This is a genomic window from Mucilaginibacter sp. A3364, assembly GCF_059690715.1.
In genome coordinates this window covers 2219538-2237826 of record NZ_JCAWED010000001.1, presented here as the reverse complement: position 1 = coordinate 2237826, position 18289 = coordinate 2219538, and the positions used below count along the sequence as shown (strand labels likewise).

Genomic DNA, 18289 nt, shown 5'->3' with positions numbered 1-18289 from the left:
GGGCTTTTTTCATTAATAACATTTTTTAATTTTTGCTGATGCTACCACCGGTTTGTGTTAACATGTTAGTAGTGGTAAAACTGGTACTGCTTTTAGTGTCTTTGGTATAAACGCCGCTGCTATACAGGCCCTTAAAATTAGTACCTGCTGCAATGCTGCCTCCGGTATAAACGTTGTAAGTAGTGCTTACTTTTAATTTGGCGCTTGCAAATAATAAGGTGTTGTATGCACGTGGCGCTTGAAAGGTTAATGCCTCGGTACCATCGGCAGCTTCAATATGTATTAGCCCGGCGCTGCCACCACCCATTACCACCGAACGTATAGTTGATACTGATGTTGTAGGGGCGCTGGTTGCGCCACCAATACCAATAATGGTGCCGCCGGTAATTTTGAATTGACGCGCATCGCAGTCAAAACTGGCTTCGGGTCCTAACGCTCCAATGGCTACTATGCGGCCACCGGTAACAGTTATCGTACCATTTGAGTCGAATGCATCGTTATTGCTAGCATAGCAATACACATAGCCACCATTTATGTAAATAGCTTTGGCTGCGTTAATACCATCATCATAACTATTATTAACAATAGTGCCACCGTTAATAGTCATAAAACTTTTGCTCTCAATCCCTTCACCTGCGGTTGTATTAATAGTTATTGAGCCGTTATTAATGGTAACATAAGGTGTAATGGTGGCATCGGTGCCATCGTATGAAGCTGATAAGCCTTTATCCATAGCTTTTATATTGAAAGTACCCCCGTTTATCACCACATAACCTTCTTCGGCTTGTATTCCATCTCCGCTTGATGTAACATTAATGGTTCCGCCATCGGCAATAAAAGCGTCATTGCTGTGTATGCCATCGCTGGCTGCGCCGGTTATATTAATGTTGCCGCTGCGTATGCGCACATAATCATCGCTGGCTATGCCGTGCTTATTGTTACCCTTGATATTTAAGGTGCCGTTACCGCTAAAAATTACCTGGCCTTCGGCAAATATGGTACCCTTCATATCTTCGGTTGATGTTGCGTAAGTTACAGCATCAGTAAGTGTATTTGTGCTGCCGTCAGCTACCACGATGAACGCGCGTTTTGACGATTGTATGTTGATAGCTGACCCGTCGTTATTAGTAATGGTGGCATTGTTAAGTGTTAACTTGAATTTTTTATCGCTGTAAATTTTTACAGAACCGCTGGTAGTAGTGCCGCTTACCACATATTCCACGTTGCTGGCCGTAGCATTTATAACCACATCGCCATTACTTTGGGTAATAGCCAGGCCGCTTGCTACGGGGTTGGTAATGGTAGCTGTTGTACCCATTACAATGGTTACTGTACTGGTGAATGTTGAATTTTCTACCAAATCATCGGCATTTACAGCTTTTTCTGTCGATCCTTCGGCTGTACCCGTAGTAATGGCTGTGCTATCAATAGTAGCTGTGGTTGATGTAGAGCCACCATCGTCAGGATTATTGTTAGTGCCTTTTTTGCAGCTTATTATGCTTAACGCGATGAATAAACTCAACAGGAGCGAGGGCCTTACGAAGGCCGAAAATTTAGACGTGGTCATTTGGATAAATTGGTTATCGAATATCGCTATCATTAATTACTCCACAATATTAAGTTATTGTTAAGCGATGATGAGACCGGGTATCGACTAATGCCCCGAATGAACCGATAAAAATAGGATCAGCTGATCAAAATATTCTCGCTAAACTTTTGCGACACAGTAACACTATCCTGATCATTGATTCTGATCACCAATGAACCATCATAGCTTATTTTTTCCATAACCTGAATCTGCGAACCTATACCAATACCCAGCTTTAACAGGTATTGTAAAAAAGCGTTACTGGTATCGCGCACAGCGCCCACACGTACGGGCGAACCGGTTTTGGCGTCGGCCAGGGTTACGGTGTAGGTTTTAGGTAGTTTGCCGTTTGCTTTTGGGATGGGGTCGCCATGCGGATCATATTCAGGGAACCCTAAAAACTTATCCAAACGGTCGGCCAGGTTAGCATCGCTTATGTGCTCCAGTTCTTCGGCAATATCATGTACTTCATCCCAATGGTACCCCAATTTCTCCAGCAAAAAAACCTCCCAAAGGCGGTGCTTGCGCACAATGAGTATAGAATCTTTTAGTCCCTGCGGAGTTAAGCGTACGCCTTTCTTTTTGTCATACTCTATCAGTTGCTTATCGCTCATCTTGCGTATCATGTCAATAACAGATGCCGCGTTATTACCCAGCGCTTCGGCAATGGCAGTAGCCGTTATCTTTTCGTTTGATTTTTGCGACAAACGTAAAATAGCTTTCAGGTAATTCTCTTCTGATAAAGTATTCATCTCAAAATATTTTGATATCTCACAAAACTAATAAAATTAGGTATAGCTAATTATTAGTTTCTTTTTTAAGTTGTTCTTAAAACTTTCTAATCATTATTGAGTTTAATTGAGCGGTTAAGCGCATCTGACGTGTAATTTGCGCTTTATCAGCACTTTTATGCCTTAACAGATGAAGTTTTTAGCGCTTAGTGGCCGAAATTTTACTTTGCCAAAAAACTTTTTATGGCCCAATTACGAAAATGACATTGGTTGGATAAACAGGGCGGTTTTGTGAAGATAACAGCAAATATATTTGCCAATTATGAAAACAACCTTATTAACACTTGCATTTGCCTTAGCAAGTACCGTAACTATGGCGCAAACGCTTGCAATGAAATGGTATAGTAAACCATTAAAATCAACCGCTAATGGTAACACGCTTACTATGACGGTTGATGCCAATACCGATTACTGGCGTGTAACGCACTATGGTTTTATACGCGATAACGGGCCGTTTTACTATACCGAGCAGGCAGGCAATTTTGAAGCTAGTGTTAAAATAACAGGTGCCTATAACGAACTTTTTCATCAGGCCGGTTTAATGGTGAGGATAGATAATAAAAACTGGATAAAAACCGGTATTGAATACGTTGATGGCGTGCAGAATGTAAGCGCCGTTGTTACCCGCGAGGTGTCCGACTGGTCGGTAGTGCCAAGGCATGACAGCCCAAAATCGGTTTGGTTAAAACTGTTGCGCAAAGGCGATTATGTTGAGATTAAATACTCGTTTGATAACAAGAAGTTTGATATGCTGCGCCTGGCTTATTTCCCACCTAATGTTAAGGCTATGATAGGCATGGTTGCTGCGGCACCGGGTAAGCAAAGCTTTAACGTGGTGTTTGAAGATTTTAAAGTAGTAAAAGTTAAATAAAAATAATTGTGCATGGCTGTTTTATTGGTAGAGGATGAACCTAATGTAGTGTCGGTAATAAAACGGGGCCTTGCGCAGTACGGTTTTGAAATAAGCGTGGCAATTGATGGGCTTACCGGTTTGCAAATGATCAAAGATCATCAGTTTGAAATGCTGATATTGGATGTAATGCTACCTTCAATTGATGGTATCCAACTTTGTAAACGCGTACGTGAGTTTGACAACCAGATACCTATACTAATGCTAACCGCATTGGATTCGACAGAAAATATCGTTACCGGTCTGGAAAGCGGAGCCGACGACTACCTGGCCAAACCCTTTAAAATGGCCGAACTGGCCGCCCGTGTTAAAACCCTGCTACGCAGGCGTAATACCGATTTTAAGCCCCTTACGCACGTATACAAATTGGGCGATGTAGAGTTAGATGCCGATGCCAAGATCGTTAAATGCGATGGGCAGACCGTTAATCTATCGCCAACCGAATACCGTTTGCTGGAATACTTTATGAAAAACCAAAAGAAAGTGCTGTCGCGCATACAAATACTGGAGAGCGTTTGGGATATTAATTTTAATATGGGTACCAACGTGGTTGATGTTTATGTAAATTACCTTCGTAAAAAACTGGATAAAAAAAATCAAACCCGCTACATACAAACCGTATTTGGCATGGGCTATATTATGAAGGATGCTGAATGAAAATTCAAAGTAAAATAACCTTACTTTTCCTGGCGCTATCAACGGGCATTTTAATACTCCTTAATGCTTTCATCCTTTACTTTGAATACCAGTTTAACTACCGCGATTTTTTTAAACGCCTGGAAGCCCGCGTAAATATTACCGCCCAGGTAAACCTGCTACCCGGCGAGAATAATAAAGCTTACCAGGAAGTTAGAAACAAATACCTGGAAGTACTGGAAGCCGAAAGGCACCGCTTAATTAAAGCTGATAAAAACGGAAATTTTAAAAGAGACAGCCTGCCCGGCGATTTTTACCGAGATATTATAGCCAACAACCGCGCTACTATTAAAGAGGGCAACAAGTTTTACGCCGGTAAAATAGTAACTACCGAGCAAGGTAAGTACATGGTGGTGGTTAGCGCCCAAAACCCTTATGGATTACAGGAAATTCAGGACCTGCAGGAGATATTACTGATAGGATTTTTGGGTTCGCTTATCATCGCTTTTTTTGTGGGAAAGGTGTTTTCGGCTTATATGTTTGCGCCGGTGCGGAAGCTTACTCATGAAGTGAATAGCATTACATCTGATAACCTGCACAGGCGGCTTGATGAATTGAGCGGTAAAGATGAGATAGCCGAGCTCACATCAACCTTTAACAATATGTTGAACAGGCTTGAAACAGCCTTTGAAACGCAGAACAACTTTGTAAGTAATGCCTCGCACGAGTTACGTACCCCATTAACCATTATCAACAGCGAACTGGAACTGGCGCTACATCATTCGGAAATTGATGAGCAGGCGCGTCATACCTTAACCGCCATACACTCAGAAACCGATAAGCTGATACAGATGCTTAATAGCTTGCTCACGCTTGCGCAAACCGGTTTCGACGGCAAGAAACAAACCTGGCAGCAAATACGGATGGATGAGATGGTGATGGTGGCTGTAGAGGCTGTTAAAAAGATCATCCCCAAAAGTGATATCGAAGTTGATTTTAGCGATCTGCCAGCCGAGGCCGACAATTTATATGTTTTAGGTAACAGCAACCTGCTTAACCTGGCATTCACCAATATCATCAGCAACGCGTGTAAATATTCGCAAAACGCGCTGGTTATTGTTAAGCTTAGCGTGCAAAATAATAACATCGTATTTGCCGCTACCGATCATGGCATAGGCATACCGGCCACCGAGGTGCAACATATCTTTGAACCATTCTTCCGTGCATCCAACACGCACGATTACTCGGGACATGGGGTAGGCTTGCCGCTTACGCTAAATATTATTCGCCTGCACAAGGGTACTATCGGTATACGCTCAGAAGTAGGGCAGGGTACCGAAATACAGATTTTTCTGCCATTGTATAAAAAATAAATTCTAATAACATTCTAACAACTCTCTCATAGCTTCTTAATTATCGCGGGCTAAAATTGTATCAAAACAATTAAACGCTTTAAATAATTAAATGCCATGAAAACAATTCTTATTCCTACTGATTTCAATACCAAATCGCTGGAGACCGTTCCGGCATTGGTTGACAAGTACTATCCCGAAGAAATAAACCTGTTGTTTGTACACATGATGGGTGTTACCGATTGTGTGCGCGAATTGTTGATGCTTTCACGCCGCTCGGCCGAATATCGCCACATTCCGCAGGAATTTTATACCGCCTGTGCCGACCTGAGAAAAGAATACAGCCAGATAGCTAATATCCAAATGGAGTTTTTCTACGGCAACACCGTAGCCGTATTTAAAAACTTCCTGGATGCTTACGAAGTTGATGCCATACTGCATTTAGAGGTTTACGAGTACAAGATGCTTAATAAAACCAGTGTGCATCCATCAGTATTAACCGGTAGGTGTCCGGAGTTATTGATCAAAGTTGAAAAATTGCAACCTGCACCACAACCTGTATTAACAGTTGCAGAGCCAGTCGAGGCAGAAGCCGAGCTGACCGAGCAATATGCGTAACCTTAAATTCTGTTTACTATGCTACTTAAAAAAAATATCCCTGTAAGCTATGTAATTGGCAAGGTGAAGATGGAGATGGCGCTACTGGCTTTATATTCAACTTTAGTATACATAGCACATACTTCTTACGGTTTCCCGGGCGTATCTATACCTATTGCTATACCAGGCATACTAGGCACCATTATATCCTTGCTGTTGGCCTTCAGGTCAAACCAGGCTTATGATAGATGGTGGGAGGCTCGTACACTTTGGGGCGCTATCGTTAATGATTCGCGCTCATTTGCCCGCCAGGTTTTAACCTTTGTTGATAATAGTTATGACGACGAGGATAAACGTGCCATGCGCGAACGTTTGATAAAACGCCAAATGGCCTGGTGCCACAGCTTAAGCCACCACTTGCGTGGCCAAAACGCTCACCAGGGCTTATCAAAATACATTTCTGAGGAAGAAAGACATGCCATCCAACCCATGAATAATGTGCCCCTGGGGCTGTTAGAACAACATGGAAATGACTTGCGCCTTTTACTGCGCATGGGATGGATAAACGAATACCAGCAGGTTGCTATGGACGAAACATTAAACCGGTTTTCCAACGCTTCGGGTGCATGCGAGCGGATCAAGAATACGGTGTTCCCGGTAACCTATAGTGTGTATATACACATGCTGGTACTTTTATTTGTAATGCTGCTGCCGTTCAGCATTATGGAATTTTTCGGCATATTTCAAATACCGCTGGTGGTAGCTATTTCATCGTCATTCTTTTTGATCGAGAAAATGGCTATCCACCTGCAGGATCCGTTTGAAAATAAGCCAACCGACACCCCTACAACTACCATTAGTAGAAAAATTGAGGCCGATTTGCACCAGTTGCTTAAAGATGAGTACGCCAAACCTGCCGAGCAGGTACCGGCATCATCAAACAACATGATGTTTTATATTTTATAAAATATTAAAAACCTGAATTAGTTGCCCTGAGTAAATGCCCGACCGGACCCATATCCGGAAGGGCTTTACCTTTTAAAGGGCTATTGATCACTCATCAATCTTTTACAAAACGTATTGGGAAACGGTATTCAGGTTGAGCACTATTGCTAAAAAATTGCACATTGAGGCTGCTTCCGTTGGTACCGGCTTCCATTATGCTGAAAGTTTCGCCGGTAGCCGTCCAAAACTCGGCCACGTCACCATCCGGCGACTGCTGCCCCTGAAAGATCATATTAGCCGGAAATGCATTAAAACCCGAGGCATTGCTGCCTTGAGCGTTAGTCCAACGCGTGGCCGATATTAGCTTTTTTAAGGCGGGTGTGTTTTGTACGCCCGGAGTGAAAACTACGCCATTTGCCTGGCCCATGGTTTTGTAATCATCCATGGTTGGTATGCGCCAGCCTGTAGGTAATACAATTGCTTTGGCTTCTACATAAGTGTAATACTTACCATACTCTGGTTTGGCATTGGGGCCGTAAACCATGCCGCCGGTTCCGGCATAACTTTCGGCCAGCCATGTTTGGTTACCAATTTTGACGGTTTTATAATCTTTTCCGTTGATGCTTACGGTGCCGGTAGGATTTGGTGTTGGATCTTGCTGATCTGATTTTTTGCAGGCTGTAAAGCATGCCACTACTGCTAAAAGAAGTGCTGATTTTAAACGCATAATTGTGATAGATATATTAAAAAATGTTGTTTGTCATCCTAAGACGATCATCAACACCATTTTGCTACATCAACCCTAAAAAATATTATGTCGCATAGGTCTCACAAGTCGATAATGTAACTTTATCAAGACTTAGTATAAATAGTATTGTTTAGAACGATTATAAACAATACTTTTGCGCCACACTAATATCACATACTATTATGAAGAAATTATACCATCTAGCCTTATTGTTTACCTTGCTTACCGGCGCTGCATTTGCGCAAAACGGCAGGGTGAGCGGTACAGTAAAAACATCAGACGGCAACCCGGCCGAGTTTGTTAACGTGAGCCTGCAAGGCACCAGCAAAGGCGCTTTAACTGATAAGAACGGTAACTATCAAATTAGAAACGTAGCGCCGGGCACCTATACCCTGGTTGCGAGCCTGATAGGCTTAGAAAAACAGGAGCAAAGCATTAGCGTAACGGCCGGTGCAGCTACCACTACCGACTTAGTGCTGAAAGAGAGCTCGGCACAATTAAAAGAAGTAACCATATCATCGCGCAACAAAAACAAAGTGGATGCTGTAGTGGCTAAAATGCCGCTTAAGAACTTAGAGAATCCACAAGTTTATGGTTCAGTATCATTAGAAACTATCAAGCAACAAGGCATTACCAGTTATGATGATGCGTTTCGTAATATTCCGGGCATTAACCGTACCTGGGAGTCAACCGGTCGATCTGGCGATGGTGCTGCCTATTTCGCGCTACGCGGGTTTGAGGCACAGCCATCATTGTATAACGGCTTACCTGGCTTTACCGCGGGTGAGTTGGATCTGGCTAACGTTGAGGAGATACAAGTAATTAAAGGGCCGTCGGGTACTTTGTTTGGAGCTGCATTTTACGGCTTTGGCGGCGTTATCAACACAGTTACTAAAAAGCCTTATTTCACTACCGGCGGCGAGGTTACATACAATACCGGCAGCTTTGGTTTAAACCGTGTTGCGGTTGATGTAAATACGCCCTTAAGCAAAACGGAAAAGATCGCTTTGCGTATCAATACATCTTACCACTCGGAAGGTAGCTTCCAGGATGCCGGCTTTAAAAAGAGCTTTTTCGTAGCTCCGGCCTTAACTTATGAAGTGAATGATAGGTTAACTTTTAATTTCCTGGCGGAAATATTAGAGCTGGAAAGAGCAACCGCTCCAATATTCTTCCACTCAAACAGGGGCGGTTATAACATGGATGAGCCTTTGGAATATACATCGGTTAACCAAATGGGTTTAAATAACAAGCTATCATTTACCAGTAACGAGTTAACGATTAAAAACCCGAGATTTAACCTGCAGGCGCAAATGCAGTATAAATTGTCAAGCAGCTGGACGTCGCAAACTGTGCTTTCGCGCGGAACGATAAAATCCGACGGCTACTATGGCTACATTTATGGTCACGAAGTGGACGCTACCGGCCACTCTATAAGTAAAAATGAGTTTGTACAATCAATTACTAAAGAAAACTCGACTAGCAATACCATCGATATCCAACAAAACTTTAATGGCGATTTTAAAATTGGTAGTTTAAGAAACCGTTTGTTAGTAGGTTTAGATTATTATAACCGCAACGTGGTTGGTAATGGCTCTGGTTACGCTGATTTCCGTACAGTTACCCCACAGGGCGATTCAAAGTATTACGGCCTTAACCCAGATCGTGGCGGCTATCCAACCAAAGCATTTGTTGATAGCTTATTGGCCAACGCACAGCCGTTTGGTAATAAATTAAGCAATAGCACTTACAGCGCTTATGTATCAGATGTGATCAACTTTACACCGGCTTTATCGGCCATGTTAAGCTTACGTGCCGATCATTTTGTATCGCATGGCGATGTTAATGTTGATGGCGACGGTTACAAGCAAACAGCGTTATCGCCAAAAATGGGCCTGGTTTACCAGCCGGTATTGGATAAGGTATCGATATTTGCAAACTACATGAACGCATTCTTTAACGTAGAACCGGGATCAAACTCAGACGGTACTGTAAAATCATTCAAACCGATGAAAGCTGATCAGTTTGAGCTTGGTGTTAAAACCAACCTGTTCGAGGATAGGTTGAGCGCCACTGTATCGTACTATGACATCAAATTAAAAGATCGTACTTATACCGATCCTGCCGATTTTAATAACACTATCCAGGGCGGTAAAGTGGGCAGCAAAGGTTTCGAGATCGACATTAACGCAAACCCGGCTACCGGTTTAAACCTGATAGCTGGCTTTAGCCACAACGAGTCAACAGTAACAGTTGGCGATCCGTCAGGCATCGATTTTTACAATGAGCCGGGCCGTGCAGCCGGTGGTCAGGGTCCGCAGGATCAGGCCAACGTGTGGGCAACTTATAAATTTACCCGCGGCGGTTTGAAAGATTTTGGCTTTGGTGTAGGCGGAAACTATGCAAGCGCGTACAGAGTAGTTGATAATACTATAACAGGCGTGTTTGATTTGCCAAGCTACGCGTTATTAAATGCAAGCGCGTTTTACAACGCAGACAAGTTTAGATTTACCTTAAACGCCAACAATATTTTGGATAAAGAATATTATATTGGTTATTGGTCGATAAATCCGCAGCGCCCTGTAAACTTTACAGCAAGCTTTGCATTTAAGTTTTAATTTTATTTAGACGAGGTAGGGGATAATAAATGAAAGCATCCACCATAAAAAAGTGGTTCGAGATACATAAGTGGACGAGCCTGATATGCACTGTATTTTTATTACTACTCTGCTTAACGGGCTTGCCTTTAATTTTTGCCGAAGAGATTGAGCATACCTTCGGCGATGAGAAAGCGTTGCCTGCCCTGGCTGCAGGAACGCCGGCTATATCAAAAGATTCGGTAATACGTAACGCCCTTGCCGCAAAGCCGGGGAATGTTATTAAGTATACCTATTGGGATGAAGATGAGCCGCACAGAATGGGTTTTACCATGGGCAAATCGGCAACAGCACCCGACGAGGACAACGTATTTGTGACCATGGACGACCGCACCGGGAAGCTCCTGGAGGCCGAGACCGGTGAAATGACTTTTATGCTGGTGATGTATTACCTGCACGTAAACATGTTTATGGGGCTGCCCGGCGAGTTGTTTTTGGGCTTGATGGGTTTAATGTTCATCGTAGCTATCATATCAGGTGTAGTGCTTTACGGGCCTATTATGAAGAAATTCGATTTCGGTGTAATACGTACCGAGAAATCGTCGCGCCTGCGTTATTTGGATTTGCATAACCTGCTGGGTATAGTTACACTGGCCTGGGCATCGGTAGTTGGTTTAACCGGGGTTATCAATACATTGGCTGAGCCATTGGTAGGCATCTGGAAAGTTAATGAATTGACCGAAATGGTAGCCGCCTATAAAGATAAACCTGCGCCAACCGGGGATTTCAGTTCCTTAAATTCTGCCCTTGAAAAAGCTAAAGAGGCTGCGCCCGGTATGGATGTTTCTTTCGTGGCTTACCCGGGTACACCGTACTCAAGTCAGCATCATTATGCAGTATTTATGAAAGGAGTAACGCCACTTACATCGCGTATCATAAAACCTGCGCTTATTGATGCGAAAACGGGTGAATTGACCGATATCCGCGACCTGCCTTGGTATCTTAAAACATTATTCATATCGCAACCCTTCCACTTCGGCGATTACGGTGGCCTGCCTTTAAAAGTAATCTGGGCCATATTTGATATCGCTGCAATAATCGTATTAATAACGGGCCTGTACCTGTGGATTGCCCGTCGCAAAGCAAAAGCAGCCCAGCTGGCACGTGCCATGAATAAAGCAGAATCATTAACCCTTGTAAACGCTGAAGATTATGGCCGATAAAAGTGTTTTTTACAAAGTATGGGGCATGCCCATCCTGTTGTCGGTAGTTACCATGTTCGGTTTAATATCGGCTATTATGGCTCATGGCGGTGTTTGGCATTGGTTTTCATGGCTGGCATTGGCGTGGCCGATATATACCATGTTCAGGCTTGGAGCCAAAGCCTTTAAGTAGTCCTTAACCGGAAATAATAAATATATAATTGTGAGTGTTAGGCCCGTTATGAAAATAGCAGGCCTTTTTTGTTGTTTTTTGTTTTAAATTAGCTATGCTTAAGTAAACCACCAGCTCATGAAAACCACGCTTAAATTTTTACTGTTGGCTATAGTAGCTATAGCAGGTACCATCACTTTTACTTCACTAAAGTTTAAAGACGTTGATCCAAAAGAAATTAAAGGCGCCTGGGAGCAGGGCCCGGCCGAAAAGCGCTCGGTAATGATCGTGAGTGATAAAGTATTTTCTGTGGCGATATATGATGGCCCGGGTAAAAAGTTTATTGGCGCGTATGGTGGTACGTGGTACATTAAGGATGACAAATTAATGCGTACCATGGAGTGGAATACCGTTGATACTAACCTAACCGGTAAGATCACGATAGTACAAATGAAACTGGCCAAGGATAAGTTAACCCTGTTACCTTCAAACGAAATATGGACTAAAGCGGACGACGGTAAACAAACCGACCTGAGCGGCGCCTGGATCATCACCGGTAATTATGCGAATGATAAGGTGAGCAAACGCCCTGCACCATTCTTTCCGCGCAGAACGATGAAAGTGCTATCGGGTTCGCGCTTTCATTGGATTGCCTATAACGTAAAAACCAAAGAGTTTGTAAACGCCGGCGGCGGAACTTATACAGCCAAGGACGGCAAGTACATCGAACACGTAGACTTCTTTACCAAAACACCGGAGAGTGTAGGCAAAACCCTCAACTTTCAATACGCTTTTGTTGACGGCGACTGGCGCCATAAAGGCGAAAAATCAACAGGCGGCCCGATGGACGAATGTTGGAGCAAGCGCGAAACTTTGGAAAAATAAGCATACCCATAGCGTATTAAATCGTAATTTCGGCGGTAAATAATTTATACCATGACTGAAGAACTACGCGGTCTTTTTTTCGACCTGAAACAAAATAAGATAGCTTTTGCAGATGTAATTAAGTTTATAGAAAACTACTACCTGCACACCCCAACCGCCTTTAAAAACGGCGAAACTTATAACGAAGCAACCCAAAATCAAGGCAGCGCCAAGGTGTTTTCTTTCGCCCACCTTAACAACCTGAGCAAGGAAGATACACTGTTGTTATTTGCCGAGCATTATCAATCGGTATTGGATACGCCACAAGCGGTTGATCATCAAAATATCCGCCAGTTTATGGCTAATGGTTGGGATGGTATCGTGTTTGAGGGTGGGGCTTTGGTGGCGAGATAGTTATTTAATCATCATGAAAATAGGGCGAAAGTTTAATCAATTAACGTTAGGCGAGTACGACTTTTATATTGAGAATTATAAAAGTTATGAGGATTTTAATACGCTCGGGCTGTATCGCTCTATTATCGAAAACGACAATTTGAACATTGACGAAAAGATGGCTGTCAGGGAACTCGCCCACACAAAATTTAAAAAAACCTTTGACTTTTTGCAGCTAAAAGATCCAGAGGTTTTTGTTGAAGTTTCTACACTGGGTCAAGAGTTGACGAAGGCAGACGTTAATAAAGCCTGGGAAGATGTTAAAAGAAACCAGCAGGCAATTTTAGCTAATAAACGCATCAAAGACAGAAACTTCGGGACATATTCTAAGCATCAGTGCCCGTACGATGATTGTGTTTTTAACGGCCTTATGCTAAGACAAGGCTCGCGATTAGCGTCGACTAACATGCATTTTAGTGGCGATTCCAGGTTACCTTATATACTTAGGGCTGAATCGAATAAAAGAAAGATCGACAGAAAGCGAGAAAAGCAAATAGTTAGCAAAGAGCTTGAACATAATGTTAGCACTGAGTTAAAGCGATAACCCATTGCAATGTAAATGCAATGGGTTATTAACTATTTAGTAAATTTTACGCCACTTTCTTCTCATTATCCTCCTTCAACTTCTTAAACATTTCACTACCGATCAACGCGTCAATAATACCGTTACCGCCGCCTTCCTTACCGCTTACCAATATTTCAGGCACCAGTTTTACACCGTTTTGGGCCAGGGCTTCCGCTACGCGCACTACGGCGTATTGTTCGGTACCCATGGCTTCGGTTTTTTGTTTGGTAACTTCGGCTTCGGCCAAACCTATGGCTTTTATTTTACCGGCGTCGGCATTACCGTTTACCTCGGTGGCCAGGGCATTGGCTTTTGAGTTAATGGTTTGTACCTCGGCGTCCGCTTTAGCGTTAATAGTTTTTGATTCGGCATCACCTTTGGCGCTGGCCACTTTCGCGGCAGCCATCTGGGTGTTTATCTCAACCTGGCGGGTTGATTTTACTACCTCAGGCTGCATATCAGCACCGGCGCGGGCGCTTTCAAATTCCTTACGTTCTATCTGCGCGTGGCGCTGTATCTCGTAGGTCATTTTTTCCTCTTCGGCTATTTTACGGTCGGTTAGGGTTTTCATCAAGGCTTCCGGCGGCACAATATCACCTATCAACGTGTCTACGCCTTCAACGTTATAAGCGCTCAGCACGGTTGCTATCTGGTTTTTGGCATCCTCCTGGCGCTGCGAACGGTTGGTCAAGAATTCGATCACACCACTTTTTTGCGCTGAGTTACGGAAGTAGTTGGCAATGGTAGGCTCCAGCACTTGCGATACCAGGTTCTTCATGTTACCAAAACGGGCAATAACCTTTGGTGCCTCGTTATGCGGGATGTGAATGATCTGCGACACGTCCAGGTTAAATGTAAAACCATCTGATGAACGCACGCTGATGGTGCAAAGGTTCTTGTCCAACTCATGCGATTCGGTGCGGCTATTGGCCCAGTTTAACACAATGTTAGTTGTTGGTACAACTTCAACAGTGTGCGTATAAATATTCACCGGGTGTTTACCGGGGTCTAAAGGATCGTTCCAAACACCTTTTTCGCCACGGGCCACAATGTTACCGTGTTTAAAGGCCATACCGCTGGTATCCTTACCTTCGGGGCCTACGAAGGAGTTTACCACACCCACAAAACCGATTGGTATGTGCAGCATTTCTATCTGCTCAACCACTACAAACCATGGATTAAGATAATAAGTACCTGCAAGGATAACATCTTCCTGCAGGCCTTTTTTGCCGCCTGCCTGAATAAAAGCCATTGGGTCCTGGTAGTTGCGGTGGCCTTCAACCGGGCCACCGGCAATCTCGCCTTTGTCCAGTGGTTCACCATCCAAAGTGGTTACAATACCTACTTTATTTTCGTGCACCTGCGTTACAGGCACCATTACAATTTCAAACAAAAAGGTGTTGATACGATAACTACCCGGGGTTAAGAACGCTGCCTGAGGGCCTCTTTGGCCTTTGTTGTCCAGGAAAGCTTTGGCATCCTGAAACTTATCACAGTCTACAGGTTTGCCCAGCACACGGCCGGTGTCCATCGGCGCGCCATCTTTAGCTTTTACCAGCCCAAGCTTGCCTTGTTCAATAATGGTAAACTGTTCCATGGTGATGGCGTATTGCCATGGCCACATGCGCCAGTAAAGGCCCGGTGCCAGTGGTTGCGCCTGCATACCTGCTTCGCCGCTGGTGGCAATGATACGGCCGTCGGGCAGGCGGCTATTGCCGTAGAGGGCGAATTTTTTAACGACCAGGCCGATACGGTCGTCGGGCACGATGATCATACCAAAAAATACACGTAACACAAATTTGTAAAGTACAAGGGCAGCCACAACGGGCAATACCCACCAAAAAGTGAATAATGATTCCATTTTCTTTTAGAAATTTTTTAAAATGATTTTGTTTAGCGTGACCCTTAAGGTGCGGGTCGGGAACGATGATTACAGCATTTTTGTAGTACCTCGGCTGTAAAATCGATATTTAGAGTATGGTGCTGTGTGTATGTTACAAGCGTTTTGAAATATATTTTTCGTGCTACGTCAAAACAAAAAAAGGCTCCGACAGATATGTCGGAGCCAACCAATTTATAACTTTCCCGGACGAGAAAGGTGAGGAGGGATGTGGGTTATTAAAAGATTTTTATTAAGTAATTATTACTTGCCTTTAGCATCCGCAGCTCTTTTATCAGCAACAGTTTTTGTAATTAAATCCGTTTCCTCTTTACGGTAAGGCGTACCATCGGTATTAAATATATCATGGAACCATACCGGTGGCGCTGCTGTATAAGTTTTTGTCCAGCTATCCCAAGGGAAAATAGTTTGCGATTTGCCGTTTACAAACCCCCAGTTGATCATACCCACATTGTATTTAACAGCTACAGGTAACGAGCTTTGGAAGGTGCTGCCATTAGGGCGCGCCATATATTCAGTACAGATAAGCGGTTTGCCATAGCGTTGTAGCCATTGGATACGTTTTTCCAATTCCTGCGCACCATCATAATTATGGAACGATATTACGTCTGACTGCTCTAATTGCAGTTTTTCGATAGGTTTTAAAACTGAATCTGCCGACCAATCACCTGCCCAGATACCTGAGGTAAGCGGCTGGCTAGGATGAGCTGAACGCGCCCAGGTAAAAGTTTTTTCCAATAAAGGCAATACTAAAGCTACTTTATTTGGTATCTCAACTTTTTGGTATGATGCACCGGTCATGTTATCAGGTTCGTTCCAAACGTCCCAGGCTATGATACGATTATCGTTAGCAAAGTGTGATACTACTGCCTTAACATAGTGCTCTAGTCGAGGATACTGCGTAGAATCCTTTAAAGCCAATTGGCCCGGGCTTTGTATCCAGCCAGAATTGTGCGTGAATGGTTTCGGATCACGTTGTTTGCCGATTTTCGGAAACGGATCCCAGCATGAATCAAAAAACACGAACATTGGTTTTATTTTATGCTTCTCTGCTATTTGCAAAAACGTATCAACACGGGCAATAAAGCCGGTCGAATCCTGCTCATAAGCCAAATCGTGTAAAAATACACGCATGGTGTTCATGCCCAACGATTCGGCAAGGCCAAGTTCACGGTCAATAGTAGGTTTGTCAAAAGTGTCCTTTTGCCACATTTCTAACTGGTTGATAGCAGTACTTGGCAGGAAGTTTGACCCAACCAGCCAGGGCTGTTTTTTATACCAATCATTTGCCTGGGTTGCAGACCATACCTTAACGGTATCAGTCGTACCTTGATCCTGTTTCTCTGCCGAAGGTTTGCAGCCAAATAGCATTGCTGCGCAGCATAAGCCGCTTAAATAAAAACGTAGTTTCATAATCGTGTTTAATAATTTGGATTTTGACGCAAGTTAGTATTATTAAGCACTTCTATAGCAGGTAATGGCAAACGAATATGTTTTCCAACAACAAAGTTATTAAAGTCCGGATCGCGTAAAGCTACTTTTGCTACATTGGCTGCGGTTTCCAGTTCGCCCCAACGTTTTAGATCAGCCCAGCGCAGGTTTTCGCCGCATAGCTCCAATACACGTTCTGTTTTTAATCTTTCTCTAAACAGATCCTTATCTGTACCAATTGCCGGGTATGCTACAGCCAGGGCAGCCATTTTTGAGCGGGCACGTACCAGGTCAACATATTGGTAAGCCGCAGCAGTTTGGCCAAGCTCATTTAAACACTCGGCATACATCAGCAATACATCAGCATAACGTATCAAGCGGGTATTGATCTGGTTAAAGTAATCCTCATTAGTACGCAGGTAATCGCGCGATCCTTTTTTAAACCAGGCCTCGTCAGCATTCCACTGCCAGCTTTTGCCATATATTTTGTCGCCAAAATCAGCTTCCTGGGTAGGGTAAAACAAGCTGTATCTTAATCGCGGATCGATAGCATTGGTAGTGGTTTTTTCTTGTTTGAACAAGTTAACCAACCAAAAACGTGCTTGTCCGTCAGACCAGCCAATACTTCTCGGCGCAAAAAACTGTGCACGGTTTGAACCCATGTTTGAGTTTTGACCATCACCTTCGCCTGTTTTATTGGCATCAGAAAACTGGATCTCGAAAACAGATTCAACATTGTTCTCGTTCTCGGCCCTAAAGTTATCCTGGAAATTAGCAACCAGGCCATAGTATTGCTTACCGTCACCAGTAACCAGGTAGTCCATCGCCGTTTTAGCATCGCTCCACTTACGTTGCTGCATATAGGCTTTAGCCAGTAAGGCATATGCTGCGCCTTTGGTGGCTCTTCCTTTTTCGGCACCCGCCCAAACGGCAGGCAAACCAACGGTGGCATCTTTCAGGTCGTTTTCAACTTGTGCCCATACCTGTGCCAGTGTTCCGGCCGGCGGCATATCTGATGGTGTTTGCGATGTGGTGATAACCGGTACATTCTCCCATAAAATGGCAGCATAATAATACCATAGGCCTCTTAAAAATTTAGCCTGTGCCAATAGCTGCGTTTTATTGGTTTGATCGGTAAAGGTAATTTTTGGCACGTTATCCAACACCTGGTTAGCCCGGTATACCGCTTTATAAAAATCGGTATAGGTGTTAACGTTACCTTCTAAAAAGTTATAATTAATGTATTGAAAACGTGTCCAATCGCCAAGCTCTATCCATGGGCTGTTGCTAAAGCCTTCGTCGGAGGTAAGATCCAACCGAAAATTCATCCAACGGGTAAAACCACCTGTTTGATAAAACATATGATAAATGGAGTTTACGCCTTTCACAGCGTCGCCTTCTGATTTCCAAAACTCCTCTTTTGTAAGGGTGTTTGGTGAGTTTTGATCCAGGAGTGATTTTTTGCACGATGTGGCAAAAGTTAACACCAGCAGGACTGATAATGTATATATACTTTTTTTCATGACTTTTAATATTGA

General features: G+C 43.5%; 17 protein-coding genes. 11 read left to right on the top strand and 6 right to left on the bottom strand.

Features of this window, described 5'->3' with window-relative positions; all coding sequences use genetic code 11:
• Positions 1–25 precede the first annotated feature (25 nt).
• Both AC59JT_RS09965 and AC59JT_RS09960 read right to left on the bottom strand, forming a co-directional pair.
• Complete coding sequence (locus AC59JT_RS09965; RefSeq protein WP_497398298.1) at positions 26–1600, bottom strand: carbohydrate-binding domain-containing protein; 1575 nt, start codon at positions 1598–1600, stop codon at positions 26–28.
• Between the two features lie 86 nt (positions 1601–1686).
• Positions 1687–2340, bottom strand: coding sequence for a metal-dependent transcriptional regulator (locus tag AC59JT_RS09960; RefSeq protein ID WP_497398296.1), 654 nt, complete (start codon positions 2338–2340; stop codon positions 1687–1689).
• Between the two features lie 301 nt (positions 2341–2641).
• On the opposite strand from AC59JT_RS09960, the gene AC59JT_RS09955 reads away from it, so the two are divergent.
• The 5 genes from AC59JT_RS09955 (at position 2642) to AC59JT_RS09935 (ending at position 6840) form a co-directional block, all read left to right on the top strand.
• Entirely contained in the window at positions 2642–3250 is a 609-nt protein-coding gene (locus AC59JT_RS09955; protein ID WP_497398294.1) for a DUF1349 domain-containing protein, read from the top strand.
• Positions 3251–3262: 12 nt separating this feature from the next.
• A complete protein-coding gene (locus AC59JT_RS09950) occupies positions 3263–3946 on the top strand; it encodes a response regulator transcription factor (protein WP_497398292.1) in 684 nt (227 codons plus the stop codon).
• Positions 3943–5298 (top strand): sensor histidine kinase, encoded by a 1356-nt coding sequence (locus AC59JT_RS09945; RefSeq protein WP_497398290.1) that lies wholly within the window; start codon positions 3943–3945, stop codon positions 5296–5298. The genes AC59JT_RS09950 and AC59JT_RS09945 overlap by 4 nt, the downstream gene beginning before the upstream one ends.
• A gap of 96 nt (positions 5299–5394) precedes the next feature.
• Entirely contained in the window at positions 5395–5895 is a 501-nt protein-coding gene (locus tag AC59JT_RS09940) for a hypothetical protein (RefSeq protein WP_497398288.1), read from the top strand.
• Between the two features lie 18 nt (positions 5896–5913).
• Positions 5914–6840, top strand: coding sequence for a bestrophin family protein (locus AC59JT_RS09935; protein ID WP_497398286.1), 927 nt, complete (start codon positions 5914–5916; stop codon positions 6838–6840).
• A gap of 94 nt (positions 6841–6934) precedes the next feature.
• On the opposite strand, the gene AC59JT_RS09930 is transcribed toward AC59JT_RS09935, so the two are convergent.
• Positions 6935–7546 (bottom strand): FISUMP domain-containing protein, encoded by a 612-nt coding sequence (locus AC59JT_RS09930; RefSeq protein WP_497398284.1) that lies wholly within the window; start codon positions 7544–7546, stop codon positions 6935–6937.
• A 203-nt stretch (positions 7547–7749) separates the two neighbouring features.
• Here AC59JT_RS09930 and AC59JT_RS09925 point away from each other — a divergent pair, with 203 nt between their 5' ends.
• The 6 genes from AC59JT_RS09925 (at position 7750) to AC59JT_RS09900 (ending at position 13399) form a co-directional block, all read left to right on the top strand.
• Positions 7750–10185: a TonB-dependent receptor domain-containing protein gene (locus AC59JT_RS09925; protein ID WP_497398282.1), complete on the top strand. Its 2436-nt coding sequence runs from the start codon at positions 7750–7752 to the stop codon at positions 10183–10185.
• Positions 10186–10214: 29 nt separating this feature from the next.
• Entirely contained in the window at positions 10215–11387 is a 1173-nt protein-coding gene (locus tag AC59JT_RS09920) for a PepSY-associated TM helix domain-containing protein (RefSeq protein ID WP_497398280.1), read from the top strand.
• Positions 11377–11559: a hypothetical protein gene (locus AC59JT_RS09915; RefSeq protein ID WP_497398278.1), complete on the top strand. Its 183-nt coding sequence runs from the start codon at positions 11377–11379 to the stop codon at positions 11557–11559. Before AC59JT_RS09920 ends, AC59JT_RS09915 begins: the two co-directional genes overlap by 11 nt.
• Positions 11560–11676: 117 nt before the next feature.
• Complete coding sequence (locus AC59JT_RS09910) at positions 11677–12423, top strand: DUF4488 domain-containing protein (protein WP_497398276.1); 747 nt, start codon at positions 11677–11679, stop codon at positions 12421–12423.
• 51 nt (positions 12424–12474) lie between these two features.
• Positions 12475–12816 carry a HopJ type III effector protein gene (locus AC59JT_RS09905; protein ID WP_497398274.1) on the top strand — a complete coding sequence of 114 codons (342 nt, stop codon included), beginning with the start codon at positions 12475–12477 and terminating at the stop codon, positions 12814–12816.
• Positions 12817–12829: 13 nt separating this feature from the next.
• Positions 12830–13399 carry a hypothetical protein gene (locus AC59JT_RS09900; RefSeq protein WP_497398272.1) on the top strand — a complete coding sequence of 190 codons (570 nt, stop codon included), beginning with the start codon at positions 12830–12832 and terminating at the stop codon, positions 13397–13399.
• 46 nt (positions 13400–13445) lie between these two features.
• Here AC59JT_RS09900 and AC59JT_RS09895 read toward each other — a convergent pair whose 3' ends face one another.
• The 3 genes from AC59JT_RS09895 to AC59JT_RS09885 form a co-directional block, all read right to left on the bottom strand.
• On the bottom strand, positions 13446–15281 hold the full coding sequence (locus tag AC59JT_RS09895) for an SPFH domain-containing protein (RefSeq protein WP_497398270.1): 1836 nt from the start codon (positions 15279–15281) through the stop codon (positions 13446–13448).
• 282 nt (positions 15282–15563) lie between these two features.
• On the bottom strand, positions 15564–16733 hold the full coding sequence (locus AC59JT_RS09890; RefSeq protein ID WP_497398268.1) for a cellulase family glycosylhydrolase: 1170 nt from the start codon (positions 16731–16733) through the stop codon (positions 15564–15566).
• Between the two features lie 8 nt (positions 16734–16741).
• Positions 16742–18274, bottom strand: coding sequence for a RagB/SusD family nutrient uptake outer membrane protein (locus tag AC59JT_RS09885; RefSeq protein ID WP_497398266.1), 1533 nt, complete (start codon positions 18272–18274; stop codon positions 16742–16744).
• Positions 18275–18289 lie beyond the last annotated feature (15 nt).

What these genes read in the sequence shown, in the direction of transcription:
- AC59JT_RS09965 (WP_497398298.1), bottom strand. Translation starts at nt 1,600, where the DNA reads ATGATAGCGATATTCGATAACCAATTTATCCAAATGACCACGTCTAAA.
- AC59JT_RS09960 (WP_497398296.1), bottom strand. Translation starts at nt 2,340, where the DNA reads ATGAATACTTTATCAGAAGAGAATTACCTGAAAGCTATTTTACGTTTG.
- AC59JT_RS09955 (WP_497398294.1), top strand. Translation starts at nt 2,642, where the DNA reads ATGAAAACAACCTTATTAACACTTGCATTTGCCTTAGCAAGTACCGTA.
- AC59JT_RS09950 (WP_497398292.1), top strand. Translation starts at nt 3,263, where the DNA reads ATGGCTGTTTTATTGGTAGAGGATGAACCTAATGTAGTGTCGGTAATA.
- AC59JT_RS09945 (WP_497398290.1), top strand. Translation starts at nt 3,943, where the DNA reads ATGAAAATTCAAAGTAAAATAACCTTACTTTTCCTGGCGCTATCAACG.
- AC59JT_RS09940 (WP_497398288.1), top strand. Translation starts at nt 5,395, where the DNA reads ATGAAAACAATTCTTATTCCTACTGATTTCAATACCAAATCGCTGGAG.
- AC59JT_RS09935 (WP_497398286.1), top strand. Translation starts at nt 5,914, where the DNA reads ATGCTACTTAAAAAAAATATCCCTGTAAGCTATGTAATTGGCAAGGTG.
- AC59JT_RS09930 (WP_497398284.1), bottom strand. Translation starts at nt 7,546, where the DNA reads ATGCGTTTAAAATCAGCACTTCTTTTAGCAGTAGTGGCATGCTTTACA.
- AC59JT_RS09925 (WP_497398282.1), top strand. Translation starts at nt 7,750, where the DNA reads ATGAAGAAATTATACCATCTAGCCTTATTGTTTACCTTGCTTACCGGC.
- AC59JT_RS09920 (WP_497398280.1), top strand. Translation starts at nt 10,215, where the DNA reads ATGAAAGCATCCACCATAAAAAAGTGGTTCGAGATACATAAGTGGACG.
- AC59JT_RS09915 (WP_497398278.1), top strand. Translation starts at nt 11,377, where the DNA reads ATGGCCGATAAAAGTGTTTTTTACAAAGTATGGGGCATGCCCATCCTG.
- AC59JT_RS09910 (WP_497398276.1), top strand. Translation starts at nt 11,677, where the DNA reads ATGAAAACCACGCTTAAATTTTTACTGTTGGCTATAGTAGCTATAGCA.
- AC59JT_RS09905 (WP_497398274.1), top strand. Translation starts at nt 12,475, where the DNA reads ATGACTGAAGAACTACGCGGTCTTTTTTTCGACCTGAAACAAAATAAG.
- AC59JT_RS09900 (WP_497398272.1), top strand. Translation starts at nt 12,830, where the DNA reads ATGAAAATAGGGCGAAAGTTTAATCAATTAACGTTAGGCGAGTACGAC.
- AC59JT_RS09895 (WP_497398270.1), bottom strand. Translation starts at nt 15,281, where the DNA reads ATGGAATCATTATTCACTTTTTGGTGGGTATTGCCCGTTGTGGCTGCC.
- AC59JT_RS09890 (WP_497398268.1), bottom strand. Translation starts at nt 16,733, where the DNA reads ATGAAACTACGTTTTTATTTAAGCGGCTTATGCTGCGCAGCAATGCTA.
- AC59JT_RS09885 (WP_497398266.1), bottom strand. Translation starts at nt 18,274, where the DNA reads ATGAAAAAAAGTATATATACATTATCAGTCCTGCTGGTGTTAACTTTT.